The 19,347-nt window shown below is 62.3% G+C and carries 14 protein-coding genes and 1 pseudogene; 9 read left to right on the top strand and 6 right to left on the bottom strand.

Going from position 1 to position 19,347, the window contains the following annotated elements:
* Positions 1–185: 185 nt before the first annotated feature.
* The 3 genes from C5L14_RS11640 to C5L14_RS11630 all read left to right on the top strand — a co-directional run bounded on the left by C5L14_RS11640 (position 186) and on the right by C5L14_RS11630 (position 2,696).
* Positions 186–1,094: a hypothetical protein gene (locus C5L14_RS11640; protein WP_146126887.1), complete on the top strand. Its 909-nt coding sequence runs from the start codon at positions 186–188 to the stop codon at positions 1,092–1,094.
* A gap of 16 nt (positions 1,095–1,110) precedes the next feature.
* Positions 1,111–1,377 carry a hypothetical protein gene (locus tag C5L14_RS11635; RefSeq protein ID WP_105862214.1) on the top strand — a complete coding sequence of 89 codons (267 nt, stop codon included), beginning with the start codon at positions 1,111–1,113 and terminating at the stop codon, positions 1,375–1,377.
* A gap of 257 nt (positions 1,378–1,634) precedes the next feature.
* Positions 1,635–2,696 carry a calcium:proton antiporter gene (locus C5L14_RS11630; RefSeq protein ID WP_105862213.1) on the top strand — a complete coding sequence of 354 codons (1,062 nt, stop codon included), beginning with the start codon at positions 1,635–1,637 and terminating at the stop codon, positions 2,694–2,696.
* 58 nt (positions 2,697–2,754) lie between these two features.
* On the opposite strand, the gene C5L14_RS11625 is transcribed toward C5L14_RS11630, so the two are convergent.
* Complete coding sequence (locus C5L14_RS11625; protein ID WP_181161131.1) at positions 2,755–3,747, bottom strand: chemotaxis protein CheB; 993 nt, start codon at positions 3,745–3,747, stop codon at positions 2,755–2,757.
* A gap of 189 nt (positions 3,748–3,936) precedes the next feature.
* On the opposite strand from C5L14_RS11625, the pseudogene C5L14_RS11620 reads away from it, so the two are divergent.
* Positions 3,937–7,481 (top strand): annotated as a pseudogene (locus tag C5L14_RS11620) (chemotaxis protein CheB).
* Positions 7,456–7,824 carry a response regulator gene (locus C5L14_RS11615; RefSeq protein ID WP_181161160.1) on the top strand — a complete coding sequence of 123 codons (369 nt, stop codon included), beginning with the start codon at positions 7,456–7,458 and terminating at the stop codon, positions 7,822–7,824. The pseudogene C5L14_RS11620 and the gene C5L14_RS11615 overlap by 26 nt, the downstream one beginning before the upstream one ends.
* Positions 7,825–8,059: 235 nt before the next feature.
* On the opposite strand, the gene C5L14_RS11610 is transcribed toward C5L14_RS11615, so the two are convergent.
* A complete protein-coding gene (locus C5L14_RS11610; RefSeq protein ID WP_105862210.1) occupies positions 8,060–9,634 on the bottom strand; it encodes an ABC transporter substrate-binding protein in 1,575 nt (524 codons plus the stop codon).
* A gap of 418 nt (positions 9,635–10,052) precedes the next feature.
* Between C5L14_RS11610 and C5L14_RS11605 the strand changes: the two genes are divergently transcribed.
* Both C5L14_RS11605 and C5L14_RS11600 read left to right on the top strand, forming a co-directional pair.
* The gene (locus tag C5L14_RS11605) at positions 10,053–10,604 is read left to right on the top strand and encodes an AAA family ATPase (RefSeq protein ID WP_245443351.1); all 552 of its coding nucleotides are present in this window, start codon (positions 10,053–10,055) and stop codon (positions 10,602–10,604) included.
* A 256-nt stretch (positions 10,605–10,860) separates the two neighbouring features.
* A complete protein-coding gene (locus C5L14_RS11600; RefSeq protein ID WP_105862208.1) occupies positions 10,861–12,093 on the top strand; it encodes an MFS transporter in 1,233 nt (410 codons plus the stop codon).
* Positions 12,094–12,114: 21 nt separating this feature from the next.
* Here C5L14_RS11600 and dapA read toward each other — a convergent pair whose 3' ends face one another.
* Entirely contained in the window at positions 12,115–13,035 is a 921-nt protein-coding gene (dapA, locus tag C5L14_RS11595) for a 4-hydroxy-tetrahydrodipicolinate synthase (protein ID WP_105862207.1), read from the bottom strand.
* A gap of 334 nt (positions 13,036–13,369) precedes the next feature.
* Between dapA and C5L14_RS11590 the strand changes: the two genes are divergently transcribed.
* A complete protein-coding gene (locus C5L14_RS11590; protein WP_210203229.1) occupies positions 13,370–14,272 on the top strand; it encodes a metallophosphoesterase in 903 nt (300 codons plus the stop codon).
* Between the two features lie 177 nt (positions 14,273–14,449).
* Positions 14,450–15,301 (top strand): EamA family transporter, encoded by an 852-nt coding sequence (locus C5L14_RS11585; protein ID WP_105862206.1) that lies wholly within the window; start codon positions 14,450–14,452, stop codon positions 15,299–15,301.
* A 37-nt stretch (positions 15,302–15,338) separates the two neighbouring features.
* Here C5L14_RS11585 and C5L14_RS11580 read toward each other — a convergent pair whose 3' ends face one another.
* The 3 genes from C5L14_RS11580 to C5L14_RS11570 are packed head-to-tail and all read right to left on the bottom strand — an operon-like array spanning position 15,339 to position 19,257.
* Positions 15,339–16,259 carry a substrate-binding domain-containing protein gene (locus C5L14_RS11580; RefSeq protein WP_245443381.1) on the bottom strand — a complete coding sequence of 307 codons (921 nt, stop codon included), beginning with the start codon at positions 16,257–16,259 and terminating at the stop codon, positions 15,339–15,341.
* Between the two features lie 47 nt (positions 16,260–16,306).
* Complete coding sequence (locus tag C5L14_RS11575) at positions 16,307–17,599, bottom strand: ABC transporter permease (RefSeq protein ID WP_105862204.1); 1,293 nt, start codon at positions 17,597–17,599, stop codon at positions 16,307–16,309.
* Positions 17,596–19,257, bottom strand: a complete 1,662-nt coding sequence (locus C5L14_RS11570; RefSeq protein ID WP_105862203.1) for a sugar ABC transporter ATP-binding protein — start codon at positions 19,255–19,257, stop codon at positions 17,596–17,598. The genes C5L14_RS11575 and C5L14_RS11570 overlap by 4 nt, the downstream gene beginning before the upstream one ends.
* Positions 19,258–19,347 lie beyond the last annotated feature (90 nt).

Here is a 19,347-nt window from a genome sequence, read left to right as displayed (position 1 = left end):
TCCGGTGACTCTGCCTTGCCGGACAGGTGGCGATGCCTCAGCACCGTGGGAGCGAGCCGCCTTTGGCCTGTACGGCGTCACGGGCCCTTGCCCCGAATTTTGGAAGCGTCGATTTGGTTTTTTCAGCAATGAAAAAGCTCGCTGATTTTTCTTGAAGAAAGCCTGACGCGGAACGGGTCTATTGCATGTATGTGTTCGGTCGTCTCTCCCATGAAGTGATGGAAACTGCTAAATTATTGATGAATCATTATAATTTTCGAGCGGCGTTTCGGATGTTCGCGAAACGTTACTGCTCGATGATGGGCAGTAATTTCTTTCTCTCGCATTTCGCAACCGAGAAAGTGCGGCATTTGCTGTCCCTCTATCTGCTGCGAAGCCATTTTGCGTTTGGTACGTCAGCGGATGAGAAGGGGATCACACTGCCGGGCGCCCTGGCCTTTGCCGAACGCGCCGATATTGCCGGCCGCGCCAGAACCATCGCCTTCCTGCGGCTGCTTCAGCTCGGGGGATATCTGAGGAAGGTCGTCAATCATCAGGATCGCCGTAACCTCCGATACGAAGCCACCGCCAAAGCGATCGAGAAAGCCAAGGGCGTTTACCGGAACTTTTTCATTCCGATATCGCTGCTTATGGACAATCCAACCTTGCTTTCCGACCTCTACAACGATGATCGCCTGCTTCGGGATGTCATCGACTATTCCTATCGATGCATCGTCGACTTTCGCTACATCTCGATCTTCACGCCAGAAATGGAGACGATCCTCGATATGGCTGGCGGATATGAGGTGACCCTTTTCCTGATGCTCGCCGACAAAATTGAGGATCCGCGGTCGGAAGACTCTGTGAATTTCAACTATGGCTGGGTTTCGCGCGAACTCGCTATCCCCCGCATTCAGATCCATCGCATCATGCGTCAGCTGCAGGACAAGGGTCTGATCGTCCAGCACGCCGGGGCAGGACGAATTATCGAGATTCGCCCGCAATTCCGCGAGATGATCGACTTGCTCGTCGCCTTGCATTTGGCCGTCGTCTGGAACGGCATCAGCCCGGCCGTATCGGATCCGGGCGGGCGTACGAACGACAAGAAATGTTGAGCAGGTTCACTGTGACATGATGCTGGCTGATCAGATTCGCGGTTTAGTCGAGAGGGGTGAATATGAGCGCGCGCTTGATCTTGGCATAGCCGCATCGCTGAATGATCGATTGGAGCCGGACGCCCTTCAAGCCCTCTATGGAATGACAGCCAAACTGCGATCTGAATGCATCGACCTGGCAAGCAAGAAAGCGGATGTCGGTCCTGTATATCAGGCGTTGGAAGCAATGCTGCTCAAAGCAAACGAACTCACCGGCGAAGATATGTATGGACGGCGAGTCTGATGCCTGCTGGAAGCCGATATTGTCAAAAGGGTGGCTTCATTCACGGTGCCGGTCTCGCGGCCTGAACCAAGATCTTCGAGGGGATGCGCTATGGGGCAAGTTCGGCATGGGGTCGCCACGACGACACAAGCGGGCCGCCGCGTCATGCTGACGCGCGTGACGAGGCTTCGGTCTCCAAATATTCCGGCATGAGATTTGACCTTCCCTTGCGTCTTCACGTCGGGCTATGAAATTTGCACGGCTTCGCAGGAGGTTTCATGCTGTCGAAACGCGATTTCGTGACGCTCGCCATCGCGGGAGGGGCATCGGCTGCCACGGGTGTCGCGAACTATACCGGCGCCTCTCATATCCTCGTCTTCGTCATCGGCGCCGTCGCGCTTGCCGGACTAGCCTCGCTGATCGGCGAGGCCACCGACCATCTGGGGCGCTATCTCAGCCCGGCCGCAACCGGCGTCGTGCAATCGGCGGTCGGCAACCTGCCTGAATTATGCGTGTGTATCTTCGCGCTGCGCGCCGGCTTGATCGAGGTGGTGCAGGCTTCGCTGATCGGCTCGATCCTCGGCAACAGCCTTTTGGTGCTCGGCATCGCCTTCATCGCCGGAAGTGCCCGCCACAAGGTGCTGGTCTTCGATGCAGCCGGGCCGCGCATGATCGCGGCGCTGCTGCTGCTGGCGGTTTCCGCCCTGATGCTGCCGACGCTCGCTTCGGTGATGCACCTGCCGGCGGGCGCCCATGAGGACAAGCTGGCCCTGGTCTGCGCCGGCGTCCTGCTGTTGGTCTTCCTGGTTTCCGTGAGGGTCATGCTCGGTGGCAGCGAACGTACCGTGCCGGCCGAAGCACATGTTCAGCAGGAGGCTGGCTGGCCGCTCTGGCTGGCATTGACGATCCTGGCGCTCGCCGGCACCGCCGCCCTGTTCGTGTCCGACTGGTTCGTCGAGGCACTGAACCCGGCCATCGAAACGCTGGGCATTTCCCAGGCCTTCGCTGGTCTCGTCATCGTGGCGATCGTCGGCAATGCGGTGGAGAATGTCGTGGGCATCCAGTTCGCCCTGCGCAACCGGGCCGAGCTCGCCATCAGCGTGATCCTGAACTCCTCGCTCCAGGTCGCGCTCGCCCTTATTCCCGTGCTGGTCTTCGCCAGCTATGCAATGGGCGGAACACCCTTCACCCTGGTGATCCCGCCGATGCTGGCCGTGGCCCTGATGCTGTCGGCCATCATCGGCGTGGTCGTCACCGCGGATGGCCGGGCCGACATGGCGGACGGCGCCGCCCTTGTCGGCCTCTATGTCATCATCGCCGCCATTTTCTGGTGGGGCTAGAGCGTCGTGCGGGAAGGTTGCCGCGCGGGGGGCGTCGGGGCGGAACGCTCGGCCATCATCAGGAAACATCGGCGGATGTCGCCCGTTCGATCGCGCGGCGCAATGTATCCGCATAGCCGCGGCTTTCCCTGAGCCGGTCGCCGTAGGAGGCCGCCGCCGCCGTGCGGCCGGCCATGCGCGCCTCTTCGGCCAATTTCTGAGTGACGATCGCCCGCTCTTCCATGATCCGAAGCGCGACACGAAGGGCCTCGTCGACCGCATCCTCTTGCTGGTCGGCAAGAATATCGGCGGTGTAGGCGTGACCGACCTGGCACCGGAAGCGAAGCGGCCCGCGTCTGACCTGGGAAAGGACACCACCACAGGCGGGACATGACAAGGGCACCGGATCGGCAATTCCCGCCACGACATCGCTGCTTGCGCTGTTCCCCAGTGCGATCTCGACTTCTGTCCTGATCTCGGAAGGGATCTCCATACGCGGTCCGGCTTGCTCACGAGAAAGTTTGACGAGCAGAGCGGCAAGATCCGAGAGCGAGGACCTGTAGTCCACGTCGCTCGCCCTGAGGGCGCTCATCGGCATGTCGGGGGCTTCCGCGTCCGCGGGATTTTGAACCACCGTCGTTCCGCCGCAACGCTTGACGTCGGCGAGGCCGGCGGCGCCGTCATTCAACAGACCGGTCAGAACAACGGCGATCATGCGTGATCCGAAACCAACCGCGGCGGAGCGAAACAATGGATCGATCGCCGGGCGGGCCATGTTCTCGCGTGGTCCGTACCCAAGCCTTATCCGGCCATCAATGACGAGAAGATGGCGATCGGCGGGAGCGACATAGACGTGGCCTTTCCTCACCAGCTCTCCCTCGGCCGCCGTGGTGACAGAAAGGGAGGATCGTTCATTGAAAATGCTGGCGAGCTGATTGGTCCCCGATGGGCCGACGTGAATCACGATGAAAACCGCAGCGCCCAAATCCGCCGGCAAATCGTGGCAAAGCCGCTGGACTGCCGATACGGCACCAAACGAGCCTCCAATTGCAATGATGTCGCGTCGGTCCACGGCATCCTCCGTGCTCCGTAACTCCGCAGCGACATTTTTGTTCTGAGGGGATTTCCGGCGCACGTCGAGGTTTGCCGTGACACTTAACAACAGGCCTGCTTTGCAAGCCGCGCGGGAACCTGGACTTAGCACGCGAATTAAGTTGTTTATGGCGTCCGTGCCAGCGGCTGGGGACATTATGGGGCCGTTATGAGAGCAAATTCCGATCCACCGATTGTCGGTATTGGAGCATCAGCAGGCGGTGTGAAGGCGCTGCAGAGCTTTTTCGAAGCACTTCCCCCCAGCCGAATGCGGCGTTTGTTGTGATCGTTCATCTCGATCCAGAAGTTCGCAGTCAACTTGCCAGCATTCTTTCGGGGCGTACCTCCATGCCGGTGGTGCGCGTGGACGAGACGGAAAAGCTCCAAAGCAATCATGTCTATGTCATCGCACCCAATAGCAGGCTCGTGATCACCGATCATACGATATCGGCCGTCCCGTTCGATGAGCCTCGCTACAATCGCGCGCCGATCGACCTTTTCTTTCGGTCCCTGGCCGAGCACCACACGGACGGATTTGCCTATGCCGTCATTCTGACCGGCGCAGGAGCCGATGGCGCTATGGGAGTCAAATCAATCAAGGAAGCCGGTGGTATCGTCCTCGTTCAGGACCCCAATGAAGCCGAGTTTCCCTCCATGCCGCGAAGCGCGATCGCGGCGGAGGTCGCCGATTTCGTATTGCCGGTCAACGAATTGGCACGTCAGCTCGTAGAACTTCTGGGCTACGGCCCCGTGGGTTTAGGTCAGTCGACCCACGACAATGACGAGGATATGCTTCGCAGGATATTAGCCCATCTTCGCGTTCGCATTGGTCATGACTTCTCCCTCTACAAACGGGCAACCATCTTGCGCCGGATTGCCAGGCGCGTTCAGGTCACGCGGTCGGAATCGCTGTCGGCGTACTACGCCTACCTTCGTGACAACGTGGAAGAGGCGCAGTCGTTATTTACGGATTTCCTTATTTCCGTGACGACCTTTTTCCGAGACCCCGGCGCGTTCGATGTTCTCGCCCGTGAGATCATTCCGCTGCTCTTCGAAGGGAAGGAAGCAGGCGGGCGAATTCGGGTATGGGTGCCCGGATGTGCCACGGGCGAGGAAGCCTATACGATCGGTATCCTGCTTCTCGAAGAAGCTGCCCGGCGCGATATTCGACCGGAAATCCAGGTCTTTGGTTCGGACCTCGATTCAGCCGCCTTGGCGTTTGCCCGCGAAGGACGGTTCCCGGCGCATATCGAGGCGGATATTTCGGAGGACCGGCTTCGGCGGTTCTTCCAAAGAGAGGGCGAGCACTACCGCGTGCGCAGGGAGCTTCGCGACATCGTCCTGTTCGCCAGCCACAGCCTGCTGCGAGATCCGCCTTTTTCCCGTCAGGACATGATCTCATGTCGAAATCTGCTTATCTATCTCGACCGTGAATTGCAGCATCAGGTTTGCAACACCTTTCACTATGCGCTCGACCCGGGTGGATTTTTGTTTCTCGGCGCCTCTGAAAGCGCCGATCATCCCGCAGGCCTCTTCCGCCCCGTCGATCGAGAGGCGCGAATCTACCGCTCCGTCGTAAGCAATACTGAAAGACGCCCGGCGCTTCCCATGCTGCTGGGTCCCCGCCAGTTGCCAGCCGGCGGCTCGGCGGTTCCCCGAGCGCCGGCTCATGCCAGCCAGGGTGATTCAGCCCTGCACCGCCAGATGCTGGAGAAGATCGCACCGCCCAGCATGCTCGTCGATGAAAACTATCGTGCCGTCCACCTTTCGGAGAATGCCGGCCGATTCCTGCAGCTCTCCGGGGGGCCGGTCAGCACCGACGCGACGGATATGGTCCGCGAGGAACTTCGTTTCGACCTGAGAACAGCTCTTCACCGTGCCTTCGAACGGGAAGAGGCGACCTTGAGCATGCCGATTTTGGTACGCTTCAACGGCTCTAGGCACCGGGTTTATCTGCAGGTCAAGCCTATATTGCAGGACAATGATCCGGTGCGTTTTGCCCTGGTCTTGTTCATCGAGGGCGAAGCGGTCGAACATGAGACTCCCGAGGGTTTTTCCTCCGGAGACGACGATGGCGCTGCCAACCAGACCATCAAGCAATTGCAGGAAGAACTACAACTCTCGCAGAGCCGGCTGCGCGCGACGCGGGAGGAGTCCGAGGCAGCAAATGAAGAGCTGCGTGCCGCCAATGAAGAACTGCAATCGATCAACGAAGAATATCGCTCTACCTCCGAAGAGCTTGAAACCAGCAAGGAAGAACTCCAATCCATCAATGAGGAACTTCAGACCGTCAACAATGAGCTCAAGCTGAAGCTGGAGAGCGTCTCACGCGCGCACAGCGATCTGCAGAACTTGATGGCAGCGACCGACTTCGGCACGCTGTTCCTTGATCCGAGCCTGCGGATCAAGCGTTTTACCCCCCGGCTCATGGAGCTTTTCAACGTCACCACCAATGACGAAGGCCGGCCCATCACCGATTTCACCCACCAGCTCAACTACGATGCACTGGCCGATCATGCGCGCGCCGTTCTGAAAGATCTGGTGCCGGTTCAACATGAGGTCGAGAGCCGAAGCGGCGCCTGGTACATGGTCCGCATTCGCCCCTATAGAACGGTGGACGACAAGATCGACGGCGTGGTGGCAACATTCGTCGATATCTCGGAGCGGCGCCGGGCCGAGGGGGCTCTGCGCAAAAGCGAAGAGCGGCTGAGACAGGAGATGCGTCTTGTCGAGCTTTCGCGTGCGCCCATCTTCTCCTGGGACTTCGACGACGGCATCGTGCAGTGGAACCGCGGCAGCGAAGAGCTTTACGGCTACTCACGCGAGGAGGCGATCGGAAAGAGGAAAGACAAATTGCTGCAAACCGCCGTGCCTGGATCGTCTTTCGAGAATCTGCTCGCTCAGCTTGCTGAACATGGAACCTGGCGTGGGGAGCTTCTTCACCGGGCCAAGGATGGACGAGTTCTCTATGTGGAAAGCCAGATCGAGCTTGTTTCGATGGGCGAGCGTCGCCTTGTCCTGGAAAGCACGCGCGATATCACCGATCAGAAAAAGTGGGAACGTCGGCGCCAGCTTTTAGTGAGCGAACTGAGCCACAGGGTGAGCAATACCCTGACCGTCGTCCAGTCAATGGCCCGCCAGACACTTCGCACGACCCGTGGCAACGACGAATTTGTCGAATTGTTCGAAGGCCGCCTGGAGGCCCTCGCACGGGCGCATAATCTGCTCGTCGACGCCCACTGGGAGGCAACCGAGTTCGGCGATGTCGTCCGCAGCCAGCTTTCAGCCTATATGGACGATGGAGCAAAGCTGCGTCTGCAGGGGGACCCCCTGCCGTTGCCCCCCGATTTTGCCACGCCGTTCGGGCTGGTCTTTCACGAACTCGCGACGAATGCCGCCAAATATGGGGCATTCTCTACTGAAACAGGAAGCGTACTTCTGAGTTGGACTCTCGATGAAACCAAGGGCGGTCGGCATTTGAGGGTCAGATGGCAGGAAGCCGGAGGACCGCCAGTCACGCCACCGACCAGGAGAGGGTTTGGCGGGTCACTGATCGAGCGAAGCTTGCTTGGGGCGACAGTTCAACGCGAATTCCTGCCCGATGGTTTGGTTTGCACGATCGAGCTCGAAATTCCCGAGGAGCAGGAAAGTGACCGACCAGAGATCGCACGATCGGCCCTTGAAGGGAATGCGCATTCTCATAGCGGAGGATGAGTTCCTGATTACCGCGACCATTGAGGAAACACTCGAGAATGCAGGCGCGGAGGTGGTGACGGCGGCGACGCTGGATGCCGCTATCGGCGCAGCCGAGCACGAGAAGGTCTTATCAGCGGCCATATTGGACATCCGCCTGGGTCGCCAGACCACCGAGTCGGTCGTCGACGCGCTGTCCGCGCGTGCGGTGCCGGTGGTTTTTTATAGCGGCCAACCCTTGCCTATGTCGATGAAAGACAAGTATCCGACGCTGAAAATACTCATCAAGCCGGCCAGGCAATCCGAATTGGTCACGGCTATCGCCGAAGCAATAGACACCGGCTCGTCCTCATCGCATCATTAGAGCGTTTTTCAGCCAAGTTGATAGACTTTTCGATCAAGAAAGCGCGGCAAGACGAAGGGGGGAGAGAAAGTGCGGTTCGGAGAATCGCACTTTCTAGAGAACGCTGCCCAGCCCCCTAGAGCAAAGCGCGTTCAAGCGTGAACGCTCATTTGCTCTAGCTCATTGTTCTGACGCGTCTTTGCGATTCTTGGTGACTCCGTCTAATCGCAAAACGCTATAGCTGGAGCATTCGGGCTCAGGCGAACCAGGCCTTTTCGGCGACACGCTGGTCGCACATGTCGTAGCGCGGATGGGGTGCGGTCCCCATCACCTTCTTGGCATAGCCGTCGAGATAGTCGCTGACGGCAAAGCAGATCATGCCGCCATCGTCGTGGATCATCTTCTGCGCCTCGAAATACATCTCCCTGCGCTTGGCTTCGTCTTCCTCCACCCGTGCGGCGAGGACGAGCTTGTCGAAGTCCGGCCGCTTCCAATGGGTGTCGTTCCAGGCCGCGTCCGAGAGATAGGTCTGCGAGAGCTGCAGGTCGATGGCGGGGCGATCGCCCCAATAGACGGCGCAGAAGGGATCCTTGAGCCAGATGTTCGACCAGTAGCCGTCGGCCGAGACGCGGGTGACGGTGAGCTCGATGCCGGCCTGCTTCATTGATTCCTGATAGAGCAGGGCGGCGTCGGTGGCGCCGCTATAGGCGCCCTCAGAGACCTTGACCTCCAGCTTGGGGCTGCCGGCCTTCTTGTAGTGAAAGGCCGCCTTTTCCGGGTCGTAGAGGGTCTGCGCCAGGTCCTTGGCGAAATACTTGTTCATCGGGCTGATGGTGGTGTCGTTGCCGACGGTGGCATAGCCCTGATAGACGGTGTCGACGATCTTCTTGCGGTCGATGCCATATTTGAGCGCCCAGCGCAGATCGACATTCGAATAGGGATCGGTGTCGCACAGCGCCACGAAAGCATAGCGGTTGCCGGTACCCTTGGTCTGCACCACGTTCACGTCGGGCGAGGAGGTCACCAGGTCCATGGTCTTGGGGTCGAGGCGGTTGATGGCGTCGACCTGGCCGGCGATCAGCGCCTGCAGGCGTGAGGAGGAGTCGCCGATATATTGCAGCTCGACCGAGTCGAAATTGCCGCAGCCCGGCTTCCAGTAATTGCCGGTGTTCTTGGTGACCACGCGCACGCCGGGCTCGAAGGTTTCCAGCTTGTAGGCACCGGTACCGTCCGGCTTGGAAAAATCGGTGAAGCCGTTGGGCACGCCAAGGATGTGATAGTCGGTCAGGTTGTAGGGCAGGTTCAGATTGCCGCCGTTCAGGCTGATCTGAATCTGGGTCGGGGAGAGTTTCTTGATCTCGGTGATGCCCGACAAAAGATCCTTGGCCGCCGATTTGGTGTCGCCGCGATGCAGGTTGATCGAATAGATGATGTCATCGGCATCGAGCGTCTTGCCGGAATGGAAGGTGACGCCCTTGCGGATGTTGAAGATCCATTCCTTGGCGCCGGGCTTGGCTTCCCAGCTCTCCAGGAGTTCACCGACGGCATTGCCGTTATTGTCGATCTCAACCAGGCCGTTCCAGATCTGATAGCCGTAATTGAGCGGGATGGAATCGGCGAAGGAGCGCGGATCGAGGGTGTCGGAAGCCGAGCCGCCCTCCATGCCGATGCGCAGCGTGCCGCCTTTCTTGGGCGTCTCGGCGGCCCGGGCCGGCCCTCCAAAAATCCCGGTCAGGCCGTAGCCGAGGCCGAGCGCGGCAGCTCCCTTCATCAGCTCGCGGCGATCCACGATCAAACCCTGTGCTCCCGCCTTGCCGATCCTGTCTGTCATGCCTGACTGTCCCCTGTGATGTTGCGGACGGGTTGGCCACAAGCGGCGTACCCTTCTCGATCCGCATCGTGTTGCCTTGGGCGTGGGGCAAATGACCTGCAAGCGACACTCTCTACGAGGGAGGCGACGCTTTGGTGATTTCCTGAGTGCTCGACGCAACGATCTGGAAGCCGGCACGGCAGCATGGGTTTCGGTCGAGCGGAAGACGGTGTAGGCTGTTCCAGCGAGTCGCAGGCCCGGCAGAGTGTCCTGCCGCATGCTCTGGAGATCGACATCCCGGGCCGTGTCCGGTCGATGTCATCGCATTTCAAAACCTTTTCCCGATCGACCGGCCGGCTGCATTCCGCGCATGCGAGGTGCCTGCCGTGCCCACCGCACATCCCCGACATCGTCATTGTCAGCAAGAGGAGATCGAGCCTTGTCTCGGATCGATCGTTTCGTGGTTCTTACCGGTGGTCCCGGCTCCGGCAAGACCACCTTGATATCGGCCTTGGCCGGAGAGGGCCTCCGCACCATGCCCGAGGCTGGCCGCGCGATTATTCAGGATCAGGTCGCGATCGGCGGCGATGCCCTGCCATGGGCTGACCGCGCTGCCTTCGCCAATCTGATGCTGGCGGCCGACATGCGCTCCTATCGCGAGGCGCAGGCAGGCGGGGGGCTCGTGGTTTTCGATCGCGGCATCCCCGACGTGATCGGCTATCTCGAGCTCTGCGGTTTGCCAGTGCCGGAGCCGGCTCGCAAGGCTGCAACGCTTTGCCGCTACCGGCGGCAGGTCTTCATCGCTCCGCCCTGGCCGGCGATCTATGCCGGCGATGCCGAACGCAAGCAGAGCCCGGAAGAGGCACAGGCAACGCATGAGGCGATGATGCGGGTCTATGCAAGCCTCGGCTACGAGCTGGTGCCGTTGCCGCTGGTGCCGGTTGCCGAACGCACGGCCTTCGTGTTGCGGGTCCTGGGGCGGGGCAGGTGAGGCGCTGTCCAGCAGACCAGCCATGCCTCGTACGGTGTGGCGAAGCCGGGACGGAAGCTGCTATAGCCTGACCATTGCACGCCGTCCGGTCGGCGAAACATGCATATTCAGGATAATATTCCGGAACGAGGAAACTTCCCGTGTCAGCTTTGTCCCGTGAGGCCAATGGGCCAAGAGCGTTTTGCGATTTGAGGGAGCCATCGAGAATCGCAAGGACGCGTCGAAACGAAGGCCTGGAGAAGACGGACGTTCCGTCATGAACGCGCTTCGTTCCAGCGATGTCGATTCCGCCTATTCCTGGCTGCGTCTGGTTCTCACCCTGATTCTCGGAACGGTTGCCTGCGTCGGCAACTGGTCGGTCGTGGTCGTATTGCCGACCCTGCAGCTGGAGTTCGATACGCTGCGGGGCGGAGCCTCCTTGCCCTATACCTGCACCATGCTCGGCTTTGCCGTCGGCGGGGTGGTGATGGGCCGACTGGCCGACAGGCTCGGCATCGTCGTGCCGATCCTGATCGGTGCCGCTCTGCTCTGCGCCGGCTATGTGCTTGCCGCCTCCACCTCCAATATCTGGCAGTTCGCGGCCCTTTCGATTGTGATCGGCCTGGGCTCGGCCGCCGGTTTCGCCCCGTTGATCTCCGATCTCTCGCACTGGTTCCGCAAGCACCGGGCGCTGGCGGTGACCTTCGCGGCCTCGGGCAGCTATCTTGCCGGTGCCGTCTGGCCGCTGGTGATCGAGCATTTCCAGTCCGCCTATGGCTGGCGCGCCACTCATGTCGGCATCGGCCTGTTCGCGCCTGCCGCGATGCTCCCATTGGCCCTGGCCCTGACCCGGCGGCCCGCCACCACCACCTATGCCGCGGCCGAGGCCGCCACCGAGGCCGCCCGCGGCGAGCTCGGGCTGTCGGCGAATGCCCTGCAGGCGATCCTGGTGGTGGCCGGTTTTGCCTGCTGCATGGCGATGTCGATGCCGCAGGTTCACATCGTCGCCTATTGCGGGGATCTCGGCTATGGCGTGGCCATCGGCACCCAGATCATCGCCCTGATGCTGGGCCTGGGCGTGGTCAGCCGTCTTGCTTCCGGCTTTGTCGCCGACCGCATCGGCGCCGGGCCGATGCTGCTGATCGGCTCAGCCATGCAGGGTGCGGCGCTGCTGCTCTATCTCTTCTTCAACAGTCTCTCCTCGCTGTGGGTGATCTCGGGCCTGTTCGGCCTGTTCCAGGGCGGCATCGTGCCGATGTACGCCGTGATCATCCGCCAGTTCCTGCCGCCGCGCGAGGCGGGCGCGCGCATCAGCCTGGTGTTGATGGCAACCGTGCTCGGCATGGCTGGCGGCGGGCTTGCCTCCGGTTTCATCTATGACGCCACCCAGTCCTACCGGCTCGCCTTCCTGCACGGCTTCCTGTGGAACGTGGTCAATCTCGTCCTGGTGGGCTGGCTGCTGATCTGGCCGAAATGGCGCCAGCGCAGCAAGGCGGCACTGGCGCGCTGACTCCATTGCGACGGCCGGATCTCAGGCCGCCGGCTTCAGGCGCTCGATCGCGCCGTCGAGGCGGGCGGCGAGGGCGGCGCTCACCGGCGTCATCGGCAGCCGCAATTCGCCGCTGTCGATCAGGCCCGTGCGCCAGAGCCAGTACTTGATCGCGGCCGGATTGGGTTCGGCAAAGCGCAGCGGCACGAGATCGGCGAGACGGCGCCAGGCAGAATCTGCTGTCGGGCCGTCGCCGCGGGCAAAGGCGTCGCGGATGGCGATGAAGCCGGCGGTCTCGACATGGGCGGAGGCGAGGATGGCACCGTCGGCGCCGGCAGACAGGGCGGCATGGTAGAAGGCATCCTCGCCGGTCAGCACGGAAAAGCCGGGCGGCCGGCGCCGGATCAATTCGGCCGATTGGGCCGGATCGGCGCAGCAATCCTTGACCCCGACGATGTTGGGCCGTTCGGCGAGCCGGAGCATCGCGTCATTGCCCAGATTGACGCCGGTGCGATAGGGAATGTTGTAGATCAGGATCGAGTGCCGGGTGCTGTCCGCCAGTGCGTCGAAATGGGCGATCAGCCCCGCTTGGGAGGGCCTGCTGTAATAGGGGCAGGCAATGAGCTGGCCGGCGATCGGCCAGTCCACCAGGCGGTGAAGCCACTTGGCGAGCTTGCGCGTATTGCTGCCGGAAAGGCCGAGATAGAGCGGCAGTCGGTAGCCTTGCCGGGCAAGCTCGTCGGCACTGACCTCGACCAGCTGCTGCGTTTCGTTCTCGTCCAGGGTGAGGCTCTCACCCGTGGTTCCGGCGAGAACCAGACCATCCAGCCCGAGTGCGCCATAGTGGCGGATGAGACGCCGCAGCGAGGTCTCGTCGAGCTCGCCATCGCGGAACGGCGTGATCAAGGGCAGCCACAGGCCCCGCGGAGAGGCCTCGCGGGCGGAAGAGGAGGGGATTTCCATGGATCATCTCCGATTGGCCGGAGACGGCAGCAAAAAGAACCCCGTCAACCGGCGGGGTACATTTTCGATCTGACTTCGCTGTTGATGGCGCGCGCGATCACCTGCCCCCGATATGGAGGCGCTGTTTGGAAACGGCGAGAATGATGCGCAAATTGGCCATGGCTTATCGTGGGCCGGGCAGCCGTTCCGTGTCAAGCCAAAGCCATGGCACAGCGGAGAGAGGGCACCGCAGCACAAACGGATGCCGTGCGGATAAGGGATGACCTAAGAGGCCGAAATTATCTCGATCTCGATATGAACAAGGAAAATCAATAATTTGACGATAAATTATGACGTGATCGGTGACATTCATGGCCACGCTGATGCACTGCACAGGCTGCTGACGAAGCTGGATTATCGCGAGCGGGACGGGGCCTATCGGCATTCCGACCGGAGGGCGATCTTCCTGGGAGATTTCATCGATCGTGGGCCGGAGCAGGTCGAGGTCCTGCGCGTCGTCCGCGCCATGGCGGGAGCGGGCACGGCCCGGGCGATCATGGGCAATCACGAGTTCAATGCTTTAGGCTGGGGTACGCCGGATGGCAGCGGCGGTTTCCTTCGGCCTCACACGGAGGAGAACAGAAAGCAGCACGCTGCCTTTCTGGACCAGATAGGAGAGGGCTCGCCCGCCTATCGTGAGGCATTGGCCTGGTTTACCTGCCTTCCCATATGGCTCGACCTCGGGGGATTGCGGGTCGTGCATGCGTGCTGGCACGGCGCATCGCAGCATCGGCTCGCGGCAACCTGCCTCGACGCGACCGGATGCTTGCACGGGCCGGGCCTGCACAAGGCCCTTTGTGACGGTGCTCCTGAAAATCGAGCCGCCGAGATTCTGCTCAAGGGGCCCGAAATACGATTGCCTGCCGGGCATTCGTTCCGCGACAAGGACGGTCACATCAGGCATGACGCCCGCCTGCGCTGGTGGGACCGGGAAGCGACGACCTTCCGGTCCGCGACGCTGGGCCTGGGCGAAGGTGCAAGCGCGCTGCCTGACGATCCCGTGCCTACCCATTATCGCTATGATGATTCCGTCCCGGTGATGTTCGGCCATTACTGGATGTCCGGCCGGCCGCAATTGCTGTCGTCAACCGCGTCGTGCCTGGATTTCAGCGTCGCCAAGGGCGGCGTGCTGACCGCCTATCGCTGGTCCGGCGAAACGGTTCTTTCCAACGACAATCTGGTCTGGGCGCCGGCCTGAGGGACACGCGAAACGTCGCACCCCGCCGAGCGGCTTTGACATCAAACTGTCATAATGAGAAGGAAGGCGCTGAAAGCGCTGGTGAAATTCACCGAGCTTCAGCCCTCCCTCTTTCAGGGTCACCAGCCAGCACCATTGTCGCCGGTAGGCGCCCGTTGCCTCGAAGTTCACCGCCTCATGGAATTGCAACTCCCCGTCTTCCTGGCCGTACTTGCTGCGGCGGCCCTGCATGCCGGGTGGAACGCGCTGGTCAAGATCAGGCTCGATCCCTTCCTGGCCATGACGCTGATCGCGGTGTCCTGCGGTCTCATCGCCTTGCCGGCGCTGGCGATCACGGGCCTGCCCAACGAGGAGGCCTGGGTGTGGGTGGCCTTGTCGACGGTTCTGCACCTTGGCTATTACCTGTTCCTCGCCGAGGCCTATCGCCGCGCCGATATGAGCCAGGTCTATCCGATCGCGCGCGGCGCGGCGCCCCTGGTTACCACGGCGATTTCGCTCGCCTTCATCCATGACCCGATGAGCGCCGGCAATGTCGCGGGCGTCGCCCTCCTGGGGCTCGGGGTCCTGCTGATCTCGCTCAAGGGGCAACGCGGCTCGCTGGTTCCGAGCCGGACGGCCGTGATCTACGCCCTGCTTACCGCCGTCACCATTTCGCTCTACACCATCGTCGACGGCATCGGCGCCCGCGCTGCGGGGAGCCCGAATTCCTATGCGGCCGCCCTGTTCGCGCTCGACGCCTACCCGATGCTGGCGATCTGCCTGTGGCGCAAGGGCTGGGCCGGCGTGAGCCCTGCCTTGAAATTCCTGGTGCCGGGCTTTGCCGGCGGGGTGATGTCGCTTGCCGCCTATTGGATCGTCATCTGGGCGATGACGGTGGCGCCCATCGCCCTCGTTGCAGCAACGCGCGAGACCAGCGTGCTGTTCGGCGGCCTGATCGCCATGGTCTTCCTGAAGGAGCCCCTCACGCCCGTGCGCGGGCTCTCGGCCCTGCTGATCCTGGGCGGACTGGTGCTGATGCGGTTGGGGTAGGAGGCCTTCTCCCGCAAGGGGAGAAGGCCAAGATGCCTCACAGCAATCCGTTCGCCTTCAGGATGGCGTCGGCATTGTCCTTGGTGATGGTCTGTGTATCCAGCACCAGCTTTTTCTCGACCGTCCCGCCGTCCAGGACCTTCAGGGCCTGGCGCAGGCCCTCGGCGCCGGGCGTGGGGTACAGGAAGGTCGCGGCGAGCACGCCGTCATGGACGTATTTGACCCCCTCATTGGGCAGGGCGTCGACGCCGACGAACAGGATGTTCTTTTCGCGGCCGGCATCCTTGGCGGCGAGATAGGCGCCATAGGCCATGGGATCGTTGTGGCCATAGACCAGATTGATGTCCTCGAAATTGCGCAGGGCCGTCGACATCACCTCATAGGCCTTGGCTTGCTTCCAGTCGGCCGATTGCTGGTTCAGGAGATGCTTGATGCCGCTCTCCTTGTCCGCTTTCTCGTGGTAGCCGTTGGAGCGGTCGTGGCTCGCCTGGGTGCCGAGTCCGCCCCAGATCTCGACCACATTGCCCTTGGCCTTGCCGGCCCCGCCCAGCGTCTTGACCACGAAGTCGCCGACGGCACGGCCGATCACCACATTATCGCCGCCGATCCACTGGGTGTATTTCTCGGAATTGACGTTGCGGTCGAGCACGAAGACCGGGATCTTGGCGTCCATCGCCTTTTCGACCACGGCAGTGAGCCCGGCCGATTCCTTCGGGCTGATCAGAATGGCATCGACCTCCTGGGTGATGAAGCTTTCGGTGTCGGCCACCTGCTTTTCGGTCTTGTCCTCGGCGTCGGCCATCAGCAGGTTGACGTTCGGATGCTTTTCGGCCTCCGCCTTCAGATCCTTGTTGAACTGGACGCGCCAGGGTTCGAGCGTCGTCGCCTGCGAAAAGCCGATCGTATATTTCTTGTCGTCGGCGTGGGCGCGCGGCGTCCAGCCCAGGGGGATCAGCATGGCGCCGCCGCTGGCGAGCGCGGCGTGGATGAAGTTCCGGCGATTGATCATGGGGTTTCCTCCAGCTTGTTATAGGTCTTCTCATCCTGTGCCTCGGCTTGCGGGCTCGCTCGGAGCGACGCGAAGATCTGGCCAAGATTGCGTTCCTGCAGCAGCACGGTGAGGATGATGATCAGCCCCTTCATCACCAATTGGACGTTGGTGGAAATGTTGTGGAGCTGCAGGATATTGGTGAGCAGGCCGAAGATGAGGACGCCAACCAGCGTGCCCGCGAGGCTGCCGCGCCCGCCCATCAGGCTGGTGCCGCCGATCACCACGGCGGCGATTGCGTCGAGTTCGAGACCGACACCGGCATCGGGCTTGCCCTGGCGGTACTGCGCCACATAGAGCACGCCGGCGATGCAGGCGAGCATGCCGGAAAAGGCGTAGGTTGCGATCTTCACCGGCATGACGGCGATGCCGGACAGGCGCGTCGCCTCCTCATTGCCGCCGATGGCATAGACGTAGCGGCCGAAGGCGGTGAATTTCAGCACCACCATGAAGAGGGCGAGCGCGGCCAGGAAGAACAGCCCCGGTACGGGCAGCACGCCCCAGAGCACGGCGCGCAGGAGATCGATGTCCACGGTGGCGTTGGTGCCGGAATAGACGGCGACCACGGCACTGTCCTGGCCGGCGACCAGGCGGGCGAGGCCGAGCATGGTCACCATCATCGCCAGCGTGACGATGAAGGGCTGCAGCCGACCGCTGACGATGATGGCGCCGTTGAGCGCGCCGACCGCAAGCCCCACGCAGGAAACGGCAATCAGCACGCCGGGCATGCCGAACTGGCTGCCGGCCTGGGAGGCCAGCCAGAGCGTCAACAGGCCGGCGACGACGATTCCCGCGGCGAGTGGCAACCAGATGGCCGAGAGCGTCGATCGCCGGCGGCCTTGGTGAATCGCCGTCGCCGTGGCGGTGGATTTGCCCGTGCCGAGCTGTCCGGAGACGAAGGAGACGATCAAGGCGACGCCGGCCATCGCGACCAGAAAGGTGATGGGCAGGGCGATGCCCGCAGCCACCGTGAAGCCCGGCTGCGTGAGGAGCAGCGCCGCCAGCACGGTGCCGAGTGCCAGGATCGAGCCGACGGACAGGTCGATGCCGCCGATCAGGATCACCATGGTCATGCCGACGGCGACCAGGCCGGTGATCGAAACCTGGCGCAGCACGTCCGAGAGATTGCCGGAAGTAAGGAAGATGTTCCGCCCCTTGGAGGTGACCGGCGAAAAGGCGACGCCGATCGCAAAGAGGACGGCGAGGCCCCAATACAGCTTGGTCCGCGACAGAAGTCTCAGAAAGGTCATTGACGGCTCATGGGGAAGGGCGAGGAGGGCGGCGCATCGGATGGTGGGTTTTCAGACCCGCCTGGCCTCTCCGGTTGGTGTGCTGTTGCCGGGCCGGCCCGAAGTCCGGCCCTCTCAGCACGCCGCGGCGAGGCGAGGGTCATGATCGCCTCCTCGCTGGCCTCCCGGCGCTCGAGGATGCCGGCCTGGCGTCCTTCCTGCATGACCAGGATGCGATCGGAGAGCAGCAGCAATTCGGGCAGTTCGGAGCTGACGACGAGGATGGCCATGCCCTGTCCGGCGAGGCGGAAGACGAGGTCGTAGATCTCCTTCTTCGCACCGATGTCGATGCCGCGCGTCGGCTCGTCGAGCAGCAGGATGCGGGGGCCGATGGCGAGCCATTTGGCGATCACCACCTTCTGCTGATTGCCGCCGGAAAGTTCGGCTACGACCTGCTCGTCCGAGCGGCAGCGCACGGAGAGGCCGGCGATCGCCTCTCGGGCAAGCCGGGTTTCCAGCCCGTCATCGCGCAGGCCGAAGCGTCGCTGCAGCGGCTGGGAGGGCAGCGAAACATTGTCGCGGATGGCCGATTGCAGGAGGAGCCCCGTCGCCTTGCGGTCTTCCGTCACCAGAGCCAGGCCGTGCCGGATGGCCTGGCGCGGGCTGTCGATTCGGGCCTCGGCACCGTCGACGACGATCCGGCCCTCGCGGCGCCCCATGCTGGCCCCGAAAATGGTTTCCAGGATCTCGGTGCGGCCGGAACCGAGCAGGCCGGCAATGCCGAGGATCTCGCCGCGATGCAGGTTGAACGACACGCCGCGCAGCACGCGTTTCCAGCCGCCGCGCGCCTGCGGCAGGCTGAGGCCGAGACCATGCACGGTCAAGGCCTCGGCAGAACGGTCGGGCGTGTGAGGCGGCGTGGCGAGACTGAGATCGCGGCCGACCATGCTGGCGATGATGCGCTCAGGCGTCAGTTCCGCCATGGCAGCCGTCAGCACACGCCGCCCGTCGCGCATCACCGTCACCCGATCGGCGAGCAGGGAGACTTCGTCCATGCGGTGGCTGATATAGACGATGGCGACGCCCGAGGCAGCGAGCTTGCGGATGATGCCGAACAGGCGCTCGCATTCGCTCGGCGACAGGGCCGAGGTCGGCTCGTCCATGATCAGGACCCGCGCTTCCAGCGACAGGGCCTTGGCGATCTCGACCAGTTGCTGCTCGCCGACGCGCAGCGATCCCACGCGGGTTTCGGGGTCGAGGGCGACACCGAAACCCGTGAGCAGGTCGCGAGCGGCGCGGCCGAGGGCGCGCCGGTCGACGAACAGCCCGGCGATGCGGGGTTCACGGCCGAGGAAGATGTTCTCGGCGACGGTCATCTCGGGAATAAGATTGAGTTCCTGATGGATGATGGCGATACCGGCGGCCTGGGCCTCCCGCACGGAGGTGAAGCGCAGGCTGCGGCCACGACTGAACAGGCTGCCGTCGAACTCGGTCAGGATGCCGCTGACGATCTTCATCAAGGTCGATTTGCCGGCGCCGTTCTCGCCCACGAGCGCATGCACTTCTCCGGCCTCGACCGAGAAGTCGACATCGTCGAGGACGGGGACGCCTGCGAACCGTTTGGAGATGCCACGCGCTTCCAGCGCGACATCACTCGGTTCGGGCCGAGTGGCGAGCATTGTGCGTTTCCTCGACACCCTTGTTGTATCGGTGTCTTTTATTTATAGAGGACACTAACATGCGTTATCGGGGGCGGCAAGGGCACAAAG

The sequence above is a fragment of the Labrys okinawensis genome (genome assembly GCF_002982075.1).
In the GTDB taxonomy this organism is placed as follows: Bacteria; Pseudomonadota; Alphaproteobacteria; order Rhizobiales; family Labraceae; genus Labrys; species Labrys okinawensis_A.
Note: the sequence above shows the minus strand (reverse complement) of the source record. Positions and strands in the feature narration are given on the sequence as shown.